The sequence below is a fragment of the Lysinibacillus sp. FSL H8-0500 genome (assembly GCF_038051955.1).
Lineage (GTDB): Bacteria > Bacillota > Bacilli > Bacillales_A > Planococcaceae > Lysinibacillus > Lysinibacillus macroides.
Window position 1 is genome coordinate 4,497,717 of the sequence record NZ_CP150292.1, and the last position, 21,855, is coordinate 4,519,571.

22 protein-coding genes are annotated in these 21,855 nt (G+C 35.9%); 7 read left to right on the forward strand and 15 right to left on the reverse strand.

From position 1 onward, the window contains the following. Window positions 1-378: 378 nt before the first annotated feature. Both MHB44_RS21645 and MHB44_RS21650 read right to left on the reverse strand, forming a co-directional pair. The gene (locus MHB44_RS21645; protein WP_341300840.1) at window positions 379-798 is read right to left on the reverse strand and encodes an Rrf2 family transcriptional regulator; all 420 of its coding nucleotides are present in this window, start codon (window positions 796-798) and stop codon (window positions 379-381) included. An 89-nt stretch (window positions 799-887) separates the two neighbouring features. Further along, window positions 888-1,415: a cupin domain-containing protein gene (locus tag MHB44_RS21650; RefSeq protein WP_341300841.1), complete on the reverse strand. Its 528-nt coding sequence runs from the start codon at window positions 1,413-1,415 to the stop codon at window positions 888-890. Between the two features lie 145 nt (window positions 1,416-1,560). On the opposite strand from MHB44_RS21650, the gene MHB44_RS21655 reads away from it, so the two are divergent. Continuing rightward, entirely contained in the window at window positions 1,561-1,695 is a 135-nt protein-coding gene (locus MHB44_RS21655) for a sugar kinase (RefSeq protein ID WP_341300842.1), read from the forward strand. A gap of 396 nt (window positions 1,696-2,091) precedes the next feature. Here MHB44_RS21655 and MHB44_RS21660 read toward each other — a convergent pair whose 3' ends face one another. The 5 genes from MHB44_RS21660 to abc-f all read right to left on the reverse strand — a co-directional run bounded on the left by MHB44_RS21660 (window position 2,092) and on the right by abc-f (window position 5,800). Beyond that, the gene (locus MHB44_RS21660) at window positions 2,092-2,493 is read right to left on the reverse strand and encodes a hypothetical protein (protein WP_341300843.1); all 402 of its coding nucleotides are present in this window, start codon (window positions 2,491-2,493) and stop codon (window positions 2,092-2,094) included. Between the two features lie 236 nt (window positions 2,494-2,729). Next, on the reverse strand, window positions 2,730-3,206 hold the full coding sequence (locus tag MHB44_RS21665) for a serine hydrolase (protein ID WP_341300844.1): 477 nt from the start codon (window positions 3,204-3,206) through the stop codon (window positions 2,730-2,732). 14 nt (window positions 3,207-3,220) lie between these two features. Beyond that, window positions 3,221-3,781: a DUF4303 domain-containing protein gene (locus MHB44_RS21670; protein ID WP_341300845.1), complete on the reverse strand. Its 561-nt coding sequence runs from the start codon at window positions 3,779-3,781 to the stop codon at window positions 3,221-3,223. 13 nt (window positions 3,782-3,794) lie between these two features. Then, on the reverse strand, window positions 3,795-4,238 hold the full coding sequence (locus tag MHB44_RS21675; RefSeq protein WP_341300846.1) for an SRPBCC domain-containing protein: 444 nt from the start codon (window positions 4,236-4,238) through the stop codon (window positions 3,795-3,797). Window positions 4,239-4,351: 113 nt separating this feature from the next. Beyond that, entirely contained in the window at window positions 4,352-5,800 is a 1,449-nt protein-coding gene (abc-f, locus tag MHB44_RS21680; RefSeq protein ID WP_341300847.1) for an ABC-F type ribosomal protection protein, read from the reverse strand. 491 nt (window positions 5,801-6,291) lie between these two features. Here abc-f and MHB44_RS21685 point away from each other — a divergent pair, with 491 nt between their 5' ends. Continuing rightward, complete coding sequence (locus tag MHB44_RS21685; RefSeq protein WP_053996799.1) at window positions 6,292-7,131, forward strand: YitT family protein; 840 nt, start codon at window positions 6,292-6,294, stop codon at window positions 7,129-7,131. Between the two features lie 286 nt (window positions 7,132-7,417). Continuing rightward, a complete protein-coding gene (locus MHB44_RS21690) occupies window positions 7,418-7,936 on the forward strand; it encodes a GNAT family N-acetyltransferase (RefSeq protein WP_341300848.1) in 519 nt (172 codons plus the stop codon). 113 nt (window positions 7,937-8,049) lie between these two features. Here MHB44_RS21690 and MHB44_RS21695 read toward each other — a convergent pair whose 3' ends face one another. The 3 genes from MHB44_RS21695 to MHB44_RS21705 all read right to left on the reverse strand — a co-directional run bounded on the left by MHB44_RS21695 (window position 8,050) and on the right by MHB44_RS21705 (window position 11,757). Then, entirely contained in the window at window positions 8,050-8,958 is a 909-nt protein-coding gene (locus MHB44_RS21695; protein ID WP_341300849.1) for a D-alanine--D-alanine ligase, read from the reverse strand. Window positions 8,959-8,962: 4 nt separating this feature from the next. Beyond that, complete coding sequence (locus tag MHB44_RS21700) at window positions 8,963-10,411, reverse strand: PLP-dependent aminotransferase family protein (RefSeq protein ID WP_341300850.1); 1,449 nt, start codon at window positions 10,409-10,411, stop codon at window positions 8,963-8,965. A gap of 464 nt (window positions 10,412-10,875) precedes the next feature. Continuing rightward, window positions 10,876-11,757: a LysR family transcriptional regulator gene (locus MHB44_RS21705; protein WP_341300851.1), complete on the reverse strand. Its 882-nt coding sequence runs from the start codon at window positions 11,755-11,757 to the stop codon at window positions 10,876-10,878. 137 nt (window positions 11,758-11,894) lie between these two features. On the opposite strand from MHB44_RS21705, the gene MHB44_RS21710 reads away from it, so the two are divergent. Both MHB44_RS21710 and MHB44_RS21715 read left to right on the forward strand, forming a co-directional pair. Then, the gene (locus MHB44_RS21710; RefSeq protein WP_341300852.1) at window positions 11,895-12,590 is read left to right on the forward strand and encodes an L-2-amino-thiazoline-4-carboxylic acid hydrolase; all 696 of its coding nucleotides are present in this window, start codon (window positions 11,895-11,897) and stop codon (window positions 12,588-12,590) included. A gap of 5 nt (window positions 12,591-12,595) precedes the next feature. Beyond that, entirely contained in the window at window positions 12,596-13,807 is a 1,212-nt protein-coding gene (locus tag MHB44_RS21715) for a Zn-dependent hydrolase (RefSeq protein WP_341300853.1), read from the forward strand. An 85-nt stretch (window positions 13,808-13,892) separates the two neighbouring features. Here MHB44_RS21715 and MHB44_RS21720 read toward each other — a convergent pair whose 3' ends face one another. Beyond that, a complete protein-coding gene (locus MHB44_RS21720) occupies window positions 13,893-14,717 on the reverse strand; it encodes a hypothetical protein (RefSeq protein WP_341300854.1) in 825 nt (274 codons plus the stop codon). Then, complete coding sequence (locus MHB44_RS21725; RefSeq protein WP_341300855.1) at window positions 14,707-15,234, reverse strand: sigma-70 family RNA polymerase sigma factor; 528 nt, start codon at window positions 15,232-15,234, stop codon at window positions 14,707-14,709. Before MHB44_RS21725 ends, MHB44_RS21720 begins: the two co-directional genes overlap by 11 nt. A gap of 402 nt (window positions 15,235-15,636) precedes the next feature. Here MHB44_RS21725 and MHB44_RS21730 point away from each other — a divergent pair, with 402 nt between their 5' ends. Together MHB44_RS21730 and MHB44_RS21735 are read left to right on the forward strand one after the other, a co-directional pair. Beyond that, window positions 15,637-16,419 (forward strand): ABC transporter ATP-binding protein, encoded by a 783-nt coding sequence (locus tag MHB44_RS21730; protein ID WP_341300856.1) that lies wholly within the window; start codon window positions 15,637-15,639, stop codon window positions 16,417-16,419. Next, window positions 16,416-18,029, forward strand: coding sequence for a hypothetical protein (locus MHB44_RS21735; RefSeq protein WP_341300857.1), 1,614 nt, complete (start codon window positions 16,416-16,418; stop codon window positions 18,027-18,029). Before MHB44_RS21730 ends, MHB44_RS21735 begins: the two co-directional genes overlap by 4 nt. A 476-nt stretch (window positions 18,030-18,505) precedes the next feature. Here the strand turns inward: MHB44_RS21735 and MHB44_RS21740 are convergent, their stop codons facing one another. The 3 genes from MHB44_RS21740 to MHB44_RS21750 form a co-directional block, all read right to left on the reverse strand. Then, window positions 18,506-18,922 carry a DUF1963 domain-containing protein gene (locus tag MHB44_RS21740; RefSeq protein ID WP_341300858.1) on the reverse strand — a complete coding sequence of 139 codons (417 nt, stop codon included), beginning with the start codon at window positions 18,920-18,922 and terminating at the stop codon, window positions 18,506-18,508. 782 nt (window positions 18,923-19,704) lie between these two features. Then, window positions 19,705-20,919, reverse strand: a complete 1,215-nt coding sequence (locus tag MHB44_RS21745; protein ID WP_341300859.1) for a hypothetical protein — start codon at window positions 20,917-20,919, stop codon at window positions 19,705-19,707. Window positions 20,920-21,011: 92 nt separating this feature from the next. After that, window positions 21,012-21,854: a hypothetical protein gene (locus MHB44_RS21750; protein WP_341300860.1), complete on the reverse strand. Its 843-nt coding sequence runs from the start codon at window positions 21,852-21,854 to the stop codon at window positions 21,012-21,014. Between the last annotated feature and the right edge of the window lies 1 nt (window position 21,855).

Genomic DNA, 21,855 nt, shown 5'->3' on the forward strand with positions numbered 1-21,855 from the left:
TTTATGCTATTTTGATGAGAGATTCAAACTCAAAATAGGCAAAGAAATTTAGAAAATGCCAATATAGCGATGCAAGATACTGTAAAGCTCGTATTTTATTTGGTAGGAGATATGGCTATTCCTAAACGTTAAAAGTAATCAGAGATTTTTTGGGGAGTCCCTCTTCCATATATGACATTCATGCTTGTTGTCGCACTTACTGCTCCTATCCTAAAGGTTGTGAGCTTGTAAGGAATTATAAATTCATACTATGTTTGTGTAATAGAAATATACTGTATGAAGACACCCTTGAAGTCATCTAAAAAGGGTGCCCCTCTAATATATGGAGAACTTATTTTTGCATACTACCTTATTCATCACTTTAAGAATTCTATCCGTCTACTCCCCTTTTTCTTTAACTTGCTTAGCTATATCCATAATATACCTATTACCAAGTTCCTTTTTCATATTATTCTCAGCCTCTATCATCACTTGCTCGATCAGACAGCCTTCCTTATGAAGAGAATCTTTATGTTCAGAGGAACAGCTAAATAATGAGGTCTGTCCTTCAATCGCATAGATTACATCTAAAAAGGAAATTTCCTGAGGATGCTTGGAAATACGATAGCCGCCATTCACACCTGGATTCGACACAATTAAGCCTGCCTTCACAAGCTTTGTAAGAATTTTTGAAAGATAGGTTGACGATAAGCTTTGCATTTCTGCTAAAGACTCCACACTTATTGATTTTTCTTGAGAAGTCAGCGCCAAAATAACCATTGTATGTAAAGCATAGTTTGTTGCCTTTGAGTATTTCATTTCTCTATCACCCTTTATTAAAGACCGTTATCCTCTACAATATATCAAGAAAAAGCATGTTTGTATCAAAACACGCTTTCTTTGATCATTTATTCTCTCTGTCCATAGCCTGCTTCTGCAGCAATTGCATCCGCCTTTGTTCTATGAATCGTTCCAAATGGATGATTCGGTGGTGCATAAATTGTGTAAAGCTTTAGTGGTTTATTTCCTGTATTTGTCACGTTATGCCAAGTTCCTGCGGGTACCATTATCGCTGTATCTTCTGAAACGTTTTTTTGAACGTTTAAATAATCTCTTCTAGGTCCCATTTGAGTCACACCACGCCCCTCTTCAATGCAAATAAATTGATCGACATGCGGATGCACCTCTAAACCAATATCTTCCCCTACTTCAAGGCTCATCACCGTTACTTGTAAGTTTGCCCCTGTCCATAGTGCTGTACGATAATGATTGTTTCGCTTGGTAGCCTCTTCAATATCTATAACAAATGGCTCACCTCCATAATCCTGCCGCATATGATGTCTAGTCCCTTGCTCCACCTGATTTGGATAAGCCCAATAAGTAGGCTGATAACCATACTGGTACATTGAGTAATTACCATAATAAGGGTGATTCATGTACCTCAATCCTTTCTTCTATGATCAATTCATATTATGCAATTGAATGAGAAAAGGTACTTCTTGTGCTTTTACGTACAGGGTTACTCTTTGAACATTAGATATAGATTAGATATTATTGATAAAAAGATTGGGAGTAGTTACCATGGATGATAGATTAGCAGAAAAGCTTGCCAGTACAACAGCCATTAAATGGTTTCCTGGACATGGTGTTGAAGAAAATTGGATTGTAGAGGCTGAAGCAGAACTAGGATTTAACTTATCACCCTGTTATTGCTGATGGCTAAAATTTTATGGCAATGCACAAATGAATGGAGGAAACGTTCTCACTTTATCTCTGCTAGCTTATCGAGACATCAATGATACCGATATTCACCGTCTAAACTTGGCTGACGAGGACTGGTGTAGACGACTTCCGAATAGGTTAGATATATTCGTCCCAGATGCAGATGAGCTGTATTTCTTTGATACCTCGTCTAAAGATAAGCATGGAGAATTTCCAGTGCTGTGTTATGACTTAATGAATGATATGATCTATGTATATGCTCCTACCTTCTCAGGTTTTCTGGAAAGTTTAATTGATGAACGTTCATAAACTTGATGGTAAAAATCCGCTTTATTTTCTTCGCGCAAACCCTATATCACAAGAGTTTATACGAATTTTCACCTTCTATTATTAGGATAATTCCTGTGTTAGACGCATACGAAATACATCATCTTTAAGAAACTTCAATTGAAAACTATTCATACTTTTAGAAAGCTTGATTTGTTCCTTTGCCGTTAAATTATTAGCAAAAAAGGCTATTTCCGTTTGATTCCCTTCTTTATCTTCCGCATAAGCCGCTATTGTCAAGACAAAGGCAGTCGATCCTCCTTTTTGCCCTGCATGTGTTAACCATTGTTGATTTGCCGGATTCTCCATTAGTTGTTCCATCACGGGATCTAAATGCTTATGCACATCCTCACTAAAGTAATTTTTACGATTTAGTTTTTCTAAAATAGCAATATAATCGCTCGTGGTAGCCTTTATTAAACGATCAGACCAAATTTTTTGAACATCCATATTCAGTGTTTTCAATATTTTTATTTTCTCCTGCTTTGTCAAAGGATGCTCTACCCAAGTAGCGTGGATAGCCAAAGCTCTCCCCCGGTATTCAGTCATAGCCATATTGCGTATAGCCGTTAAAGCTTCTTTGGCGTTAAGTCTTTTTCTTCTATCAATTGTGTGGGGATATAGAGCGCACTTACGATTGGATATAGAGGCTCATGATCTATCACTTTTAATTGTTGTAGCACATCATGAATCCGCTCAAATCATAGCACATGCATCAAATATTCTGTATTGGCATTTGAACTATAGGCAATCATCCCTTTTGCTACCTCACTTAAAGGTATACCATTCCTGCCATTAAGATTTAGTTGCTCTAGCCATGCCTCATGCGCACCACCATCTGTTTTAGGCAGATAAAATGTTTCTAAATCCTTTAAAGAAACTTGCTGCTGCGGATCAATACGCCCATCCGCCGCCTGTTGAGCATAGGCAATCGCCACAATTATTTTCATCGTGCTTGCTAAAGGAAGAGGCTTTTTTGTATTTACCTCTATCCATGGCTGCTGATTATATTGAATCGCTACGGAGAGATCCTCATCCCCAATATTCTCCTTTATAAATTGTACAATATAAGCAGGGTCAGCCTGATTCATATCCTTTTGTACCTTCCAAAAAACAATGCCTCCGACTAATCCCACACTCATGCAAATTCCACCAATAATCCAATACAATCTTGTCATCTAATACCTCCCATTCATTCTGCCGCTTCGGCCAACCATTGCTGTAGAGCTGGTGATGACGGATTATTTAATCGTAGCGCTATTTGGCTATTGATTTCTTCTGGGGGCATTATTTCAACAGTAATACATATAGCATCCCTTGGTTGATTTAAGGAAAATAGCCCCTCTTCATCAAGCATTTTTAGGGCTATCTCCATTGCCTGTAAGCGTAGCATTAATTCTTTGTGCCATTCTTCATTTTCCAGTGTCCAAATAAACGGTCTCTTTGCAAAGGATTCATATACATCAGCAAAATTTTCTTCACCAAAACAGTAATATGGAGAGTCTGCATACGACCATTTAATAAGATCAGCCATTTCAGGGGCTGGCCTATCACTGTGGATGGCTTGTTTATTCGCTTCACGTGTCAATGCCTCCCATGACCAAGCAGAAATGCTCGGTGCATGCCCTTCCCCAGTGGTAAAGAATGTACAGTAATAAAACCGTTCACCATTTTTAAAAAGCTCCAAAAATGATTTTCTTGCTGCATATGCTATTTTATTTGCTAATTCTTCTATTTCTTGTGTTTCCGCCATCCCAGTTGCCCCCTTAATGGATTAACGAAGCTCTTAAATTGCTAATGCCATTTTCTATATACCCCTTAAGGCATGTTAATGTATAAACCCAGCCCTCTTTTTGCGCCATCATTTTTGCGACAATTTCTGGGTCATGCACATCAAATCCTGATTCTACTACCTCAATAATCGTTTCACTTTGCTGTTGTTGCAAAGAAATTGTTACCATCGTAATCTCATCGTGCTCTTCTCCCCATGAAAATACGATTTTCTTTTCGGGTTCTATTTCTAGTACAGTTATTACGCCCTCTGCATGGTACTCCTTATATTTCAATATAATTCTCTTACCCGTGTCCCATCTTTCTGAGCTGCTAGAGAACCAAAAATTACCGATTTCTGTAGGAGAAACAATGGCTTCAAATATTTGATGGGCTGGCTTATTAATTTTTAATTTTGTCGTCACAAGCATATTCATCATCCTTTTATTTTGTCTACCCTACATTTTCGCCAATATTTTCCGATCACCTTCTTGTTTATAGATTTTCAAGAAAAAGGTGCGATTCTCCTAAATATAGAATCGCACCTTTTTGCTTACTTTATTTTTTTATCACAAATCGTGAACTGTAATTCAGCTACATTCTCTATAAAGCTTTTATCATGTGTGACAAAAATAACGGTTCCCTCATAGGCAATTATGAATTGCTCAAGTGCTTCAAGTGCGAGAATATCTAAAAAATTTGTCGGTTCATCCAACAATAAAATATTATACTCTCCCAGAAATAGCTGGCAGAGCTGAAGACGTATAGCTTCTCCACCACTTAAGGACATCACACTTTTTTGTAAATCTGTGCCATCAAATTGCATAGCATGGAGAACACTACGCAATAAACCTTCCTCATAATCTGAACGGTTTTTTAAAAACTGCAATACCGTTTCCTCACTAGTAAACTGATAACTCATTTGCTGGAAATAGCCTATTTTTGCCTTTGGTGAAATAATTAGCCCTTCACCTTTATGAAAAATATAACGGAGCAATGTACTTTTCCCACTGCCATTGCTACCCGTAAGTGCTATTTTTTTACCTAATGGTATTTGAAAGCTCGCTTCCTCCAATAGTACCTTATTCTGAACCTGTAAACTTAGTCTATCCGCCATAATCGGAAATTTATTATGCATGGTTAATGCTTTGGATTGTCGAAAAACGATTTTTTGCTCTTGCTGTACAGCCTCTACCGCATGAAGCTTTTCCAGTCGATGCTCAATGGCCTTCGCTGCACGCTGCATAGCCTTTTGACTTGTGCCTTTTGACTTTGTCATAAACATACGATTGGCTGGTGCATTTGCTTCTCTTTTTGACATGCTCCCCGCCTGCGTAATTTTTTCAGCTCTTTTCATTTTTTCATCCGCAGCTTTTTCAAGCCGATTTTTTTCTTTTATATACTGGCTATGTGCTTGGCTTTGTTGCTCACGCTGTAGTTGTTTTTGTGCAGCATAATCACTGTAATTGCCAGAATAGACATACACCTTACCTTCATCAACTTCCCAAATTGTTGTAACCAGTTCATCCAGTACAGCTCGATCATGACTAATAACTAGCAATGCTCCATAATAGTAACGTAATTCATCCAGTAAAAATGCAATACCTGCCTGATCTAAATGCGTTGTTGGTTCATCCATAAGAAGAGTTTCCTGATAAGTAGAAAACAATTGGGCTAGCTTTAACCTTGTTTGTTCGCCACCACTTAGCTGGGGAGAAGATTTAGGAACCGCTAGCTTTCCTAATAATGCGGCATCTGCCTCGGCTAATGTTGGTGCGTCCATTTGCTCAAAATAGCCAAAGTCCACATAACGCTTTACTTTTCCTCTTGTTGGCTGAACCTTACCCGCAAGCAACTTCATTAACGTACTTTTACCTACACCATTTTTTCCAACAATTCCAATGCGATCAAATTGATGCACCGCTAATTTTTCAATTGTTAATATCTCTTTATCTAAATAAACAACTTCTATATGTTCTAATTCAAAGCATACTTTTTCCATATTGCTACCTCCCGAAATAAATTGATTTCGTATCGATAGCAATAGCATCGATACGAGCTTTTTTAACAGCTCGTATCAAAAGAACAATAACATATGCATGGCACTTCTCCTCCTAAAAAAAATCACAGACAATCTGCCTGTGATAAACGTAACAAAGATATACTATTTTATCCTCACAAAAAAGATGACTCTACAGCCTTATGAAGATGATTAAAAAAGGACAGACCTATCCCGTTTACTCTAGTTTCACAAACAGAGCTTTTGACCATATTTAGTTATTGGGCCAAAGTCGGAAAACGAAGCTTCATAGAATGTGTCATTTTTTAATCATCCTCCTTTAAGTATTACAATTATTATAAATACTTTTTTCAGTAAGTCAAGATTAGAAAATTGACTTTCAATATTGACTTAAAGGGTGTATCAATTGTGAAAAACCTGCTATAGTATGGACTTAAGAAAAAAATCAAATAGGAAATGGTGGTGTTTTATAAATGAAAAAGTATGTCATTGATATGTTAGTAATTATGCTTGGAGCGTTGCTTTTTGCACTAGCTGTTAACTTATTTGTTATTCCAAATGATTTAGGTGAAGGTGGTGTAACAGGTTTAACGATTATTGCTTACTATCTGTTTGGCTGGTCACCTAGTATTGTCAGCTTTGTCTTAAATGCAGCATTACTTGTTGCTGGTTATAAATTTTTAAGCAGACAAACAACAATTTATACAATTATTGCGGTCTCCTTCCATTCCCTATTCTTACATTTAACAGAATCGTGGTCAATTTCCTCAAATGAAATTATTGTCAATACGATTTTTGGCGGCGTCTTTGCTGGTGTTGGTATTGGTCTTATTATTAGAGTAGGCGGTACAACAGCAGGCTCCACAATTTTAGCAAGAATGACAAACAAATATTTAGGCTGGAGTATTAGCTATGGCCTACTATTCTTTGACTTAATTGTTGCGTTTGCATCTTATTTCGTTATTGGTGCAGAAGCATTAATGCTAACGATTATTATGCTATATGTGGCTACAAAGATCATGGAATTTGTTATTGAAGGAGTAAATCCTAAAAAGGCTGTTACCATTATTTCTAAAAAGCCAGAAGCTATTGCTGAACGTGTTACAGCTTTTATGAATCGTGGTGTGACGGTGCTTGCTGGTCATGGCTATTATACAAAGGAGCAAAAGGAGGTCCTGTATATTGTGATTAGTAAGCAAGAGGTTGTAAAGCTTAAAAAGATTGTTAAAGAAATCGATAAAGATGCCTTTATTGCCATTCATGATGTAAGGGATGTCTTTGGAGAAGGCTTTATTGAACTAGCAAAATCTTAAGACAAGCAAAAGCGCCTTTTGTTCCCTTCTTAAATAGACGAAATTAATAAGAGGATAATATGTTCAATACAAGGGCATATATCCTCTTTTTTCATACATATCAGATTGATTCATTACATATCGAACTATTGGTACAATATATAAAATACAAAAAACGTATGTTTACTGAATTGATAAACATATCCAATAGCTAGATATAATCAGCTATAAGAACAAGCGTTACTATTATTTTTTGGAGAAGGCAGTGCCATTAGCGTTTAATAGGTGATAATGGAGGTGATATTACATGGATATATCTATTGAAAGATTACAAGTTACAGATGTCGAAGGTTTGTATAACTTTGAACTTGAAAACAGAGCATTTTTTGAAGAAATGGTACCTACTCGTGGAGATGACTACTATAATCCTGAGATTTTTAAAAGAAGACACGAAGCTTTACTTGAAGAGCAAGTTCAAGGAGGTTCATATTTCTATTTAATTAAAGATAAAGATAGTTCTATTCTAGGAAGAATAAATTTAGTGGATATTGATGAATTTCATAAAATCGGTCATCTTGGTTATAGGGTAGGACAAGCATATACTGGAAAAGGTATTGCCAATAAAGCATTGAAATTATTAATAGAAAAAGTAACTGATGAAGATATAAAACAGATCAAAGCGAAAACAACAACTAATAATATAGCTTCTCAAAGAGTTTTAGAGAAAAATGGTTTTGAGATAATAGCTACTAGTAGTGAAGAATTCGAAATGAAGGGTCAGAAGTTAAGCTTTGTTTATTATGCTTTGACTATTCCGTCTTGTTGAACTAACGGGGTGCATTATTTGAATAACAAAGGACATAACATATTAGTCATATAAAATATGTTATGTCCTTTAATTTAGGTCTTAATATTATTTAAACAAAAGATGTTTTTTATTTATCCATTTCTTCTAATCTGCAAGGAGGTTTCAATAATTTTATTTAGCAGCTCTGAGTAGCTGATGCCTGCAGCATGTGCACTTTTTGGTAGCAAGCTATTTTGGGTCATGCCAGGTAGCGTATTAACCTCTAAAACGTAAGGAATGCCATCTTTTATCAACATATCCACTCTTGCATATACACTACACTTTAATGTTTTATAACTCGTCATTGCCGCATTTGCCACACGTTGATGAATAGCTGATGGAAGCTCTATAGGCTCTTCTATTGTCGAGTCATCGTTATATTTCGCCTTGTAATCAAAAAATACTGCCGTATGTTTAATAGCTAGAATTGGTAAAAGCTCGCCATTCAATATAGCACATGTAATTTCATCCCCCTCCATGTACTGCTCAATAATAATTTCTGTATCCCATTTGAGTATCTCCGTTATAGCAGCTAATAGGGATTTTTTATCCTCTACGATTTGGACACCTACACTAGAGCCACCAGCATTCGGTTTGACAACTAGCGGGTAGCCCATGCCTTCTATCTCATGCAAAGGAAGCTCTTCGCCCCTTACATGATGTAGCCAATCAGGTGTTGCAATACCTTCATAGCGTAGCATTTTTTTCGCTATATTTTTGTCCATACATAGACTGCTTGCGAGAATGCCACTTCCTGTATAGGGAATGCCTATTGTTTCTAGGACACCCTGAATCGTACCATCCTCACCAAATTTACCATGTAGGGCTAATAAAGCCACATCAATATCATGGATTTTGTCAATTAGCTCTTTATGATGATCTAATTTAATCGCTACAACATCATATTTCTTCTTATCTAAATGGGCAACCATTTCCTTTCCTGTCATCATCGAAACCTGCTTCTCAGAGGAAGTGCCACCCATAATCACGCCAACCTTCATTTTTTCAACTCCCCATGTCATTTTTCAATGTATCACCGATAATTTGAATACCGCGCACAATATCCTCATCTGATAAACGAGAAAAGCCTAATCGCAGTGTATTGCTGCCTAGCCCATTTGTGAAAAAAACATCTCCTGGATAAAATACAACACCCTTGGTATAGCACTTCTTCAACAACCTACGTGCATCCACGCCCTCCTCTAGCTCTATAAAAAGATGAAGCCCCCCATCTCCTGTCATTCTGCTAAAGGGAATGTATTGATTACAAGCCTGTCGAGCTAGCTCATATTTTTTCTTATAGACAGCTCTTGCTTTTTTTAAATATTTTTCAAAATAGCTATCCTGCAAATATTGATAGAGCACAGCCTGATCTAATGTTGAGGTATGAATAGTTCGCGCTCTTTTCATGCTCTCTAAGCAAGCAATGAGCTCCTTGTCCGCTAATATCCAGCCAACACGCAGCCCAGGGAAAAGGATTTTTGAAAAGCTGCTAATATACACCACATTATTACCTGCCCCACTAAAAGCTATCAGTGGCGCTAAATGGGCGCTGGAATATCGTAATTCCTCATTAAAACCGTCCTCTACAATAGGGATTTGGTGCTTGGAAAAAAGTTGAATAATAGCATTTCTTTTTTCAGAAGAAGTGACAATACCAGTTGGATTATGATAGGACGGAATAAGATAAGCAAAATCATACGCCAATTCTGCTAAGCTTTGCTCCACTTGATCTATATCAATGCCGTGATCCATCATATCGAAACCATGTATATCTAGCCCATGTAATCGAAAAAGCTTTAAGGCTGCATGATGTGTAGGATTTTCACATAGCACACGTCCTGTTTTTTTAGCTATGGAGGATAAAAAAATATCTAGCCCCTCCGTAAAACCATTGGTAATTAAAATGTCTTTATTGGAAATATCCACACCTTTTACTTCCATATAGCGAAGAAGATAGTCAATTAAAGGTTTATAACCCTTTGCATAGCCATAATTCAAGACAATATCGCCTTCAATGGACATCCTTGTGAGAAACGCTCTTTTAAAATTTTCAACATCAAAAAGCTTTTCTTCTGGCGCAATACTAGTAAAGGAGATCATTCCTCTTTGCCAATGCAGATCTTGACGTATTAAATCAAGCTCATCTGCAAGCAAAGTCTCTTTATTCAGTTTTGCCTTCCAATCAAATTCAATGGCTGCTGTTTTCAATGTAGTAACATTTCCTACAAAGTTCCCTTTTCCTTTTACTGCATAGATCATGCCGTTTTGCTCCAACTCAGCATATGCATTCAGCACTGTATTTCTACTAACTGCTAATAGCTTACTAAGTTCACGGGTAGATGGAAGCTTTTGATGCGCCAGTAGATGCCCATTGACAATCATGTCTTTTATATAATCCTTCAACTGCACATAAACCGGACTATCATCCTTAAGCTTAAAATCATTAAACATTTCCTAGCCCCCTTGCTTCATTTTTACACAGCCTTTGCTCACCTAAAAGATCCACCCATTATGTAATTTGCTGTTACGGTGGTTGCTCTTATTTCTATCCTATTTCAATAATGGAATAAGCATAAAAAGGAAACTCTATTTTGAGTAATATTTTATCAAAACAGATGTTTCCTTTTCTCTCTTATAATTATTCCAGTATATTTTTAACTATCCCCTACCAGTCTGTACCACCTCTCTAGCAGGAAACTATAATTCCAACACCTGACACACGCTTCCCCCAAAAGAGCAAAAGGACACACTATTATAAATAACCAAACCTCATTTAATTAGAATAATAATTCAACAAACTCACTCATCACCGCAATAAAACGAGAAAGATGTATGAATGTTTTATGAAAAATACCCTCACTAATAGTCGTCATGAAACTGCTGACAGAATGGTTGTTTATATTAATTGCCAATCACTAAATTTGTAAAAGAGAAGCAAAGTGTTTCGATATTTCTACAAACTTTAAAGCACCTGGAGAAAGGTGAATACTATGTTTATGGGCAATTCCAACCTGCCGAACATAAGCCTGGTAAAATTTTTTTCTTACAAGATTATTTGGTGTATGCAATAAAAGAGAATTTGGAACAATGGATATACCTAGGTTTTCATTGACCATTGTTAAAATAACCTGATCCACTGATAATTCATAAACCACATTTGGATGAATTTTATGCTTAGCTAAAAGCTTGGAAACATCACGATCAATTGTACGCTTTGGCATAATCCAGCGTTCATGTTGTAATTGCTCAAGGTAAAGCTTATCCTCCTTTGCCAATGGATGCTCCTTCGCCATAATACAAACAAGCTCATCATCAAAAATAGCATCAAATATAAGGTTTTTAGAATTTGGCTGCACTAAAAAGCCGATATCTACTATGCCATTATAAAGCCACCCCTCAATTTGATCGTAATCTCCCTCCATCAAGCGAATTTGTAGGTCTGGATGATGCTGCTCAAAATACGCTAGCACTTTTGGCAATAAAACTAGTGAAACACTTGGGAGAATGCCAACAGATAATGTACCACCAATCAGATTTTTTAAATTAGCCACAGAGGTTTCAAGCTGTTGCTGTTGCTGCAAAATTTTTGAAATATGCTCATAAATAACTTTCCCCTCACTTGTTAAAGCAATATTATTGCGATTTCGAATAATTAACGATAGCCCTAATTCTGCCTCTAAATTACTAATTGTATGGCTAATTGACGACTGTGTAAGATTTAGCTTTAGCCCCGTTTCTGTAAAATTACCCGTATCAATCAATGTATAAAAAGCCATATATTGCGCTAATGTTGCCATTATTACTCCAACTCCTTTTATGATTTTTTTTCATATTTGATTGTTCAAATATTCATTTGATTTATTTTACTCCTCTCCTCTATAATAAAAATAAAATCCAAGTAAATCAATAAGGTTTGCGCTAAGGGGGCATCAAAATGGCAGAGGAAAAATTAATGATGAAAGCTTTATCCATGGATATTATTACAGCAAAAATGTTTACTGAATTACATCTCTCCATCACGGAGCAATACGGAGAGCATGGTCGTGAATTAATTCAACAAGGCTTGCAGGCATTTGGTTTAAAGGATGCTGAAGCAATGGCGAAAAAGGCAACAGCAGAAGGCGAAAATCATACATTCTTTGAATATTTACCACAAATTGTTGAAGGTCAAGGGCAATATACAGATTTAACAACATTTGCTCGCTTCTCAAAAATGTTTGCACATATTGCGAAGCCAGTGGTTGATACGTACGGTGAAGAAGGTGAACAGGTGATTATGCGTGCCGTAGAACGCTTTGGCAATAAGCGTGGTGCAGGTATTGCTCAACGTGCACGTACAAATGGCTTAGAAAATTCGTTGAAAAACTATTTAACAAACTATGATATGGGGCGCAGCGATTTATTTGAAATTGAAACGGTTTATAAAGAAGATGAGGTTGAACAAACATTCACACATTGCCCACTTGGACAGCAATGGGCGGATGACGGAATGGGTAAATACGGTATTTTGTATTGTAAAGTGATCGACCCTTCAATTGCAAAAGGCTACAATAAAAACTTTGAGGTGGTACATGATGAGTTTGTCCTACGTGAGGGTCAATGCCACTTCCAATTCCAAATGAAAGAGTGATAGCTATGATTAATAGAGAAAGACTTTTACAGCATCTTGAAGATTTAAGTCAGATTGGCCGCAATGAAGCAACAGGCGGTGTTAACCGTTTCTCTTTTACATCAGAGGAAAAGCAAGCGATTGAGTTAGTAACGACTTATATGGAAGAAGCGGGAATGGTTGTGACAATCGATGCTATAGGAAATCTTATTGGTACGTATGGTGAAGGAAACGAAACGATTATGCTAGGCTCACATATCGATACAGTACCAGAAGGCGGTAAATATGATGGCGCATTAGGTGTACTAGCTGCCATTGAGGTTGTCCACACAATGCACGAGCAACAATTAATCCCATCTAAAAAAATTCAAGTTGTTGCGTTTAAAGATGAAGAAGGCACAAGATTTGATTTTGGACTAATTGGTAGTAGAGCAATGGCTGGTCTTTTAACAGAGGGTCAACTACAGTTCACAGACAAGAATGGTATTTCTATTGAAGAAGCTATGAAGGCATTTCAATTGGCACCGTATCCTTTCGAGCAACCACCACGTGATGATATTAAAGCTTACTTAGAAATGCATATTGAGCAAGGAAAAGTATTAGAAAATGAGGGACTACCTGTTGGCGTTGTCACAGGCATCGCAGCCCCAGTATGGTTAGAGATCACTGTAACAGGCGTTAGTGAGCATGCAGGGGCAACACCAATGCCAATTCGTCAGGATGCGCTTACGGCTGCAAGTGAAATGATTTTAGCTATTGAACAGCTATTAAATAACACAACAGGCTCAGTTGCAACTGTTGGAAAGCTCAATGTATCTCCTAATGGTACAAATGTTATTCCAGGTAAAGTTACATTCACTATTGACCTGCGAGATATTGATGAAAGCAAGATCAATGTATTGGAAGCTACCATTTTACAGCAGCTCCAACAGATTGCTACACGTAGACATGTAACGCTATCTTCTAAGATTTTACAGCGTGTGAAGCCAGCAAAAACTGATGCAGTGTTACAGCAGCAATTAGCGACAAGCATTGAAAAACAAGGAATACAGCCCTATTTCCTTGTAAGTGGCGCTGGACATGATGCCATGAATATCGCTGAAATCGCACCAATTGCCATGCTATTTGTACGTTCCAAAGACGGTATTAGCCATAACCCATTAGAGTATAGCTCAGCCGAAGACATTGTGATCGCAACAGCTATCTTTTATGATACAGTCGTAGAGCTTTCTAAATAATCTCTTCCCCTATATAAGAAGCTATCCAGAAATACTTTGGATAGCTTCTGTTTATTTTATAGCTATAATGAGCCCAATATCTAATTTAATGTATTTCTCCATTTTCATCACAATAAAATTCAATTGTAAATCTTTTTTCATAGCGAATCGTATTGTACTCAAAAATTCCTTCGATTTGAATTTCAATTGTTCGCCCACCATCTAGCAAAGTGGCTTTCGAAGATGTTTGCTTCCAAGCACCTCTTGTTATTTCTGTTAATTTCGTAGAGATATCTTGCACAGAAGAAAATATTTGACGATTTCGAGAGGCATGATAGGCAGTCTTAAAATTCCCTGTCACCTCAATTGCTATTAATATATCGGAGAAATACATATACGTTTTTTTAGTCACATGACCGTTCTCATTCGTTATAACAGGTGCTGGATTTCCTCTTAACATCTCATCGATTTTTTCCCGCTCTGTAGCTAAGTGGTGGTCTACCCATGATTGAATATCTTTTCTAAAATCCTCAGGTGTTACCCAAAAGTCATCCTCAAATTGTTCGATTGGTACAACACTAATATTCATACCTGGTTTTGCTGCCATTACCTCATCGATAATTTTTACATACTCTTGATAGTATTGCTTTTTCACTTCATCCGTTAGTGGCGGTAATGGGGCTCTAACAGGCTTTTCCTCTGGCTCTGATTCCATGATTACTGCGGCAGAATCGGCAGGAGAGCTGCTTTGCATCGTTGATAATAAGCTAATCCCTATCAGCATAACGGCAAGGATTGATATCAATAAAGGCTTCCAATAATAGCGAGATGGCGGAGCTTGTTGGACTTTAGCTTGAATCATTGCTTTTTCATTCTCTGATAGTTTGATCGATGTCGGCAAGGATTTTTCCAATTCATTTTTAATACTCATAATCAAAATCTCCCTCCTCTATTGTGATTTTTGCTAATTTTCTTCCTCTCGCTAATCTGGTTTTCACTGTATTAGGAGAGCATTTTAACACCTCAGCTATATCGGCGATGGATAATTCAACATAGTAATAGAGCCATATTACTTCCCGATATTTAATAGGTAAAGAATTGACTAATGCTCCAATCGATTGATTTTGCTCCTGCTGTAAGAAATCCACCTCGAAGGAATCTCGTTTTAGCCAATTTTTTACCTTCTCTGTTACTTCGAATTTTTTATAATGCCAGCTTTTTAAATAATTTTGACATTCATTCACAGCTATTCGATATAAATAGGTTTTGATGGAGGAACGCCCCTCAAAGGCATCCAAGCTTTTATAAAATTTAATAAAAACCTCCTGAGCAAGGTCTTCTGTTTTTGGTAAATCCTTCACATATGTATAGATTAATCGTTTTATATAATCCCCATGCTGATCCATTGCAGCTTGCAATAGGCTATCTTTCTCATTCTGTGGCAACACACACCCCTCCTCTCTTATACAATTAGACAAGGCTGGAAATCAACTGGTTTCATTTTACTAAAGGAGCTCTACTTTCTTTTATATGTTATAGTGTATTTATGGTTATTTTAGGTTTAAATGGTTTATACATTGCTCGCTACTTTTAGATAAACGAGATAATACACATACAGCTTCTGAGGAACTTTATAATTTTCCTATTCCAAAGGATGCAGGATGCACTAGCTGAACGTGAAGGACCCACAGAAAAAGGTTTTTAATCTACAGGGACAGCTTTACCACTCCACTATTGGTTTGTTATTAAAATAGAAATGGCGGGCACATGGTAAGTTGGTTCATCTAACTCTTACTCCAATATTCAAGTTGAAGCATTCATAATAGATACAATAAGAAAGGTGCTGCAATATGGAAGAAATTTTAACGATTACAAATTTAACAAAGAGCTATGGAAGCCATGAGATTTTAAAAGGCATTGATATCCATGCATCGCGAGGGGAAATTATTGGCTATATTGGACCCAATGGTGCTGGAAAAAGCACGACCGTTAAAATTATTTTAGGGCTTGAAGGTGACTACGGCGGAGAAATTAAGCTTTTTGGGGAAAATATTAAGCACAATGCCATCGACTATAAGCGAAAAATTGGCTATGTGCCAGAAATTGCAGATGTCTATGATAATTTAACAGGCTACGAGTATTTAACCTTTATCGGGCAACTTTATGGGCTGGAGCTAGAGGAGGCTGCTGATAAATCCCAATCCTTAATGGCTTTATTTGGCGTGGGTGAGGCCTATCATTCTCGCATCTCCTCTTATTCAAAGGGTATGCGACAAAAGCTATTGATTATTGCAAGCCTACTACATAATCCTGACCTGCTATTTTTGGATGAGCCAATCAATGGCTTAGATGCCAACAGTGTGATGATTTTTAAAGAAATACTCACACAATTGGCTGCCCAAGGAAAAACGATCTTCTATTCTTCGCATATTATGGATGTAGTTGAAAAAATCAGTAGTCGCATTATCCTGCTATACGATGGAAAAATTGCGGCTGATGGGACATTTGCCCAGCTACAAGCAAATAATACGGAAGGCACGTTAGAAAGAATTTTTAACCAATTAACAGGCTTCCATGAGCATCAGGAAATTGGCGAGAAATTTGTGTCCATCGTTCAAGGAGGACAAGCATGACAGATTTTAAAACTTTACAATTGCTTGATAAATTCCGCTTGCTGTTTGTAAAAACAGGCATTGATTATGACATGATGCGAAAAATCCTCCATATCAAGTTGACGATGGATGAACGAAAAGTACCCACACTCTTTAATCAGAACAAAAAGAAGGGCGATCAAAAATATGGCTATATTAAATCGCTCTGGATTTATGTATTATTTGGGCTTGTACTTATTCCATTGATGGGCTTTGGGCAAAATTTTCTTTTTCAAATGAGTATCTCCTATGCCATGATCATCTTTTTAATTATGACATCCTTAATCTCTGACTTTTCCTCTGTACTCTTAGATGTACGAGATAAAAGTATACTTTCCACAAAGCCCATCTCAGCTAAAACCATTAATGCAGCAAAATTTATGCATATTTTTATTTATTTATCCTATTTAACGATGGCCTTAACAGCAATCCCTCTTGTTGTTAGCCTGTTTACCCAAGGAATTATTTTTTTCCTTTTAACAGTCTTTGAAATTATTTTAATCAACTTATTCATTGTTGCGTTTACAGCCATCTTATATATTGTCATTCTACGATTTTTTGATGGTGAAAAGCTGAAGGATATTATTAATTATGTACAAATTGGTTTGTCCTTAGTGTTGATGATTGGCTATCAAGTGCTGATTCGTTCCTTTGAATTTGTTAATTTGGATATAGTCGTATCTTTTCATTGGTGGAATGTGTTTCTCATTCCAATGTGGTTCGCCGCTCCCTATGAATTATTACTAAATGGTAATAGCTCTTTATTCACCATTATCTACACAATCCTTGCTGTAATAATACCGATTATCTCTATAGCACTTTATATTAAGCTGATTCCAACCTTTGAACGCAATCTACAAAAATTGCTCAATACAAGTAAATCGAAAAAAGAGAAAAACAATAGACTTCGAGCATTTTTATTAACACTTATCTGTAGCACACATGAAGAGCGTGCCTTTTACCGCTTCGCTACGCTTATGATGAAGCAGGAGCGAGAATTTAAGCTAAAGGTCTACCCATCGTTAGGCTTTTCGTTTATTATGCCATTTCTTTTTATCTTTACGTTTAGCAGGTCAGGTGGGATTGATTATGCCTCCAGCATGAGCTACCTCAATATTTATTTTAGTATGATGATTATTCCCTCCGCTGTACTTTTGCTTGGTCACTCTGCTAAATATAAGGCGGCTTGGATTTATAAAACCTTGCCACTCAAAAATTATACGGCTTTACAGAAAGGTAGCTTAAAGGCCTTTTTAGTGAAACTCTATCTGCCACTATATAGCGTACTTAGTATTATTTTTTGCTATATGTATGGTATTCGCATTCTCCCAGATTTATTAGCGATACTCGTCACAAGCTGTATGTATACGTTGATTTGTTATATGACAATAAGCAATAAAATCCCCTTCACCAAACCATATGATGAAATCGGTGATGCACAAGGGTGGAAGGTAATGCTGCTCTTCATTCCTATAGGCATGTTCGTAGTCCTTCACTATTTAATTACTCAGATTGCTTTTGGTTCTCTCTTGTATTGCATTATGCTCCTTATTATCAATCTATTGCTCTGGAAAATTACTTTTAAACGTTAAAACAGCTGGTTTCCACCACCGGCTGTTTTATTTTATAATATAAAATATTAACAATTTAGGATATATTTATTACTTCGATTCAGTAAAAAGGATTTTCGATAAAAGTCCTCCATAAAGGGCTACTATAACAGAAATCATTGACGTGTATAATACTATATTTTCATCAAAGGGTAATATTGCTAAAGCTTTGATCAGAGAAATTATGACTATAATACTTGTAAAAATACTCTGCTTCATATTTAATTTCAATAAATCCATGTCATACCTCCATTTCTGATTATTAAATCGCTTTATTCATAATCCCAAAAACGGGGAAGACAAAATAAATAGCCTGTTTCCTATCACAATTGAGGGAAAAGATGAGTATCATTTTGATAACTAAATCTGCGTCTTTTGATGAGTTTAATTTTATTGTTTACCCCTTCCATTATGTCATTTATGAAAGCAAAAAATCGTATACATTCGATACGATTTTGTTACATGCTATAAAGATAATAATAAAGCCTAGAAAAATCCTTTGCGATCAGAGCATCTCTCTCTATAAAAAATTGCAATGTGCCAGAGTCTGCTATCATGGCATATGTCTTTTGAGCATTGCCCTCCATATCTAATTGAAATAGCAGCTCAGCATTTCTATTATGTTCATCAAAGCTATTTGTCTCCATAAATGCATAGCCACCTATTTTCGTGCCACTCCCATCTGTTTGATCAAAATACTTGGAGTATGCGAGGTCTTCCATTGGTAAGTTATAATGAACGGAACGAGGGTCTGTATACGGAACCAACTCCTCTTGTAGTGTCGCCTTAAATGCATAAGGACCACCAAAAACAATTGGCTCATCTTTATCGACTAGACTAAGAGCTGACCTGAACCAATAACAAAGTAAACTCATTCATGATTTTTTGCCATTTATTCATCATATAAATTAAAGAGCATTTGATTTAACTCTGACGATTAACCTTCGAACTTGTTTTTATAAAAGTTATTGGATGCATATTCCGACACTGTACTAAAGTACGACCAAATCTCAGTTCGTATTAAAAATTAAAAGATAGTATAGTATCGTAATATGTAGTGGATAGAAAGAGTAATTTATTATTGGATTAATTTTAAAATCAAATTTTTTTAATCCGATTATAAGAAACAGTGCAAATATTGAAATAATTTGTATACTTTGATAACTATAAAGATATATTGAAAAAATTGTATTCAAAGTTTGACACAAAAATAATAAATAAATTCTACTTTTAAATATATGTAAAAATAACACTGAGAGTACTCCGTAAATTCCGTACTCAAAATGAAACCCATCTGCAATTAATAATAAAACGATTATTATCAATGTTTTAAGTGAATAATGTAACTGGCAAGAGTATATCTTAATAGCTAGTAGACCGAGCGCCAATGTGAAACATACGTTGAGATAAATGTTATTAAATAGATAATTATATGGAATTTGTGATATAATTGCAATCACAATCAAACGAGTTAGGTATTTATAAAAGTGACTAGTTCTAATAAAACCTTCGGCAATACCCCAACAGAACAATGGGAATGCTAGTCTTCCAACTATAGAATATGTCATTTCATTGGGAAAGAAAATCACTCCTACATGGTCAATTAACATTGAAAGCATTGCAATAATTTTCAACATAAAGCTAACCCTCTTTTAACCTATAAAATGCAAACTATTTTATTAAATTTCTCATTATATACTAAAAGACATAGGTCATTGAAAACCTTTTCATTAAGTATATTGGTTAATCCTTGAGAACCAATGCTATCCACATATAAACTCTCATCTACTAGCTTTGATACAATATATGTTTCTTGACTACCGATATGGATTAAATTATCTGTATCATTAAAGGAAATCTCCAACAACCCTGTTTCAACATTGTATATTTCAACAATATTATCGTAATTTAAAAAGCCAACTATCTTTCCATCTAACGAAATTATTCTAGTATATAAATCGTCTAAGTTTAAAATCCTTTGTTCATTTGTAAGCATATTGATTAATAGACATTCCGAGGTCTTATTGCGAAAAATGTGCTTATGCACAATCACTAAGTTATCACTAACAGAGATATTTACGATACCACTATTATAAATAGATGTATCGTAAATATACGTAGAATTTATTGGAGTATTTAATTTAACTAAATTCACAAACTTATCCAATTCCATTATAACCACACTCTGAAGCATGAAGTGTATATTAGTATTATTATTTTTTTTCCAAAGCTCCTCTTTTTCATGGTTTAGTATCCGACCTGTATTTAGTAATATAAACGTTTGATCACCAATGTCAAAAACTTGGAGTGTATCTAATCGTAATATTGTATCCTTGTCTCCAATTGATTCAGGTAATGTATAACTATTTTTTTTATAAATATCAACTAAGATAAATTTCGAAAAACGGGACGATAGTTCTTCTAATTTACTCGAAGATGGGATAGCCAGACATATGTATCTTTCCGACAAGATATATAACTCTATCCCCCACAAAGTTGAATTTTCAATTTCATGATAGTTATTATCTTTCAATTCAAATGAATATATTTCATCCTCGATGATATGGGAATGATCATAGAAAATCTTATAGATACTAACCTTAGCTATAGACCCACTCCAATTCAACGATCCATAATAATAAGTATTTTGAACAAAATTAATAGGAACAATGTGCGCAGGATTTTTAAATGAATAAAAATTTACTTTAGAAGTAATAACGTTGTACCTAATTAAACCAATATCAAATCCTTCTAAGATATTCCACGCTTCGTTTATATTTCTGCTGACTCTGAAAATTTCGAAAAATTTCGAAGAAGAACAATATATCTTATAATGTTCTTCATATCCTTTTATTAGTGTTGTTGAAATCATGACTCCTCCTCCTTAAGAGAGAAAGCCCTCTATATATTCTTCATAAGATCTAAATGATATAGAAGGGCTTTCACATTTTTCATTAAATTACCTTAAAAAGGGTACCAACAGTGATTTTTATAAGGATCCCCAACCCATGGATGGGTTACTAACGGTTTTGCAGGGTGATAGTGTTTATAGTAACCAGCATCACCATGTGCGCCATGTCCTATGTATGTTCCTGCCGTTTTTTTCGCCGCTTCTTGTGCTTTTGCTTCTGTCCGTGCAAAAACATTGACTTCACCACTATTTGAAGTCTTTAGCCATGCAAAAGCTTCAGCGTCAGTATTAAAAGCATCTTGACCAATGTATACATCATCGTTTCTAATCCATGCAGGCCAATAGTTTTTGTTACTTTTCTTAATGTCCTTAACTAATTCACTAGCAGCATATGCAGTTATACCAGCGATCGTGAGCGCTGCAGCATGCTCTAAAAGATATACAAGTAATGCCCGCCCTCCCCATGTAACCAAAGGTACTAAAACCGGAAGTTGTGCTTGCACATGATCTGGCGAAATATGAAACTGATGGTTTGTCTCAGCATCGATAACTGTTACATCTACCTCGTTAAGAGTAGGATCAATTGTATTTGCCTTTACAATATACTTAGTTATCTTATCCCCTCCACGTTGCAATAAACCTTTAGGCTTCTCTACGGCCTCCATCGTAATCTCATCCGTGACTTTATTTAAGGTAGCATACAATTCATCGCCGCTGTTATGCGTTCCCTTCACAATTACCACACTATCATCTTTTTGAACCAATTCAAAATCAAACTCTTGATTAGTTCCTTTATCTTTATACTTTTCTTTTGCAAAAACATTAGGATTTAATACTGAAAAAATTATGGTAAATACCATAAGCATTGAAATAGCTATTTTAAATGTTCTTCTCAAC

Coding starts and splice junctions, on each gene's coding strand:
- MHB44_RS21700 (WP_341300850.1), bottom strand. CDS start 10,411: ATGTTTAATGATTTTAAGCTTAAGGATGATAGTCCGGTTTATGTGCAG.
- MHB44_RS21645 (WP_341300840.1), bottom strand. CDS start 798: ATGAAATACTCAAAGGCAACAAACTATGCTTTACATACAATGGTTATT.
- MHB44_RS21690 (WP_341300848.1), top strand. CDS start 7,418: ATGGATATATCTATTGAAAGATTACAAGTTACAGATGTCGAAGGTTTG.
- MHB44_RS21675 (WP_341300846.1), bottom strand. CDS start 4,238: ATGATGAATATGCTTGTGACGACAAAATTAAAAATTAATAAGCCAGCC.
- MHB44_RS21745 (WP_341300859.1), bottom strand. CDS start 20,919: ATGATTTCAACAACACTAATAAAAGGATATGAAGAACATTATAAGATA.
- MHB44_RS21650 (WP_341300841.1), bottom strand. CDS start 1,415: ATGAATCACCCTTATTATGGTAATTACTCAATGTACCAGTATGGTTAT.
- MHB44_RS21715 (WP_341300853.1), top strand. CDS start 12,596: ATGATTAATAGAGAAAGACTTTTACAGCATCTTGAAGATTTAAGTCAG.
- MHB44_RS21730 (WP_341300856.1), top strand. CDS start 15,637: ATGGAAGAAATTTTAACGATTACAAATTTAACAAAGAGCTATGGAAGC.
- abc-f (WP_341300847.1), bottom strand. CDS start 5,800: ATGGAAAAAGTATGCTTTGAATTAGAACATATAGAAGTTGTTTATTTA.
- MHB44_RS21670 (WP_341300845.1), bottom strand. CDS start 3,781: ATGGCGGAAACACAAGAAATAGAAGAATTAGCAAATAAAATAGCATAT.
- MHB44_RS21710 (WP_341300852.1), top strand. CDS start 11,895: ATGGCAGAGGAAAAATTAATGATGAAAGCTTTATCCATGGATATTATT.
- MHB44_RS21665 (WP_341300844.1), bottom strand. CDS start 3,206: ATGACAAGATTGTATTGGATTATTGGTGGAATTTGCATGAGTGTGGGA.
- MHB44_RS21695 (WP_341300849.1), bottom strand. CDS start 8,958: ATGAAGGTTGGCGTGATTATGGGTGGCACTTCCTCTGAGAAGCAGGTT.
- MHB44_RS21720 (WP_341300854.1), bottom strand. CDS start 14,717: ATGAGTATTAAAAATGAATTGGAAAAATCCTTGCCGACATCGATCAAA.
- MHB44_RS21735 (WP_341300857.1), top strand. CDS start 16,416: ATGACAGATTTTAAAACTTTACAATTGCTTGATAAATTCCGCTTGCTG.
- MHB44_RS21705 (WP_341300851.1), bottom strand. CDS start 11,757: ATGGCAACATTAGCGCAATATATGGCTTTTTATACATTGATTGATACG.
- MHB44_RS21740 (WP_341300858.1), bottom strand. CDS start 18,922: ATGAGTTTACTTTGTTATTGGTTCAGGTCAGCTCTTAGTCTAGTCGAT.
- MHB44_RS21655 (WP_341300842.1), top strand. CDS start 1,561: ATGGATGATAGATTAGCAGAAAAGCTTGCCAGTACAACAGCCATTAAA.
- MHB44_RS21685 (WP_053996799.1), top strand. CDS start 6,292: ATGAAAAAGTATGTCATTGATATGTTAGTAATTATGCTTGGAGCGTTG.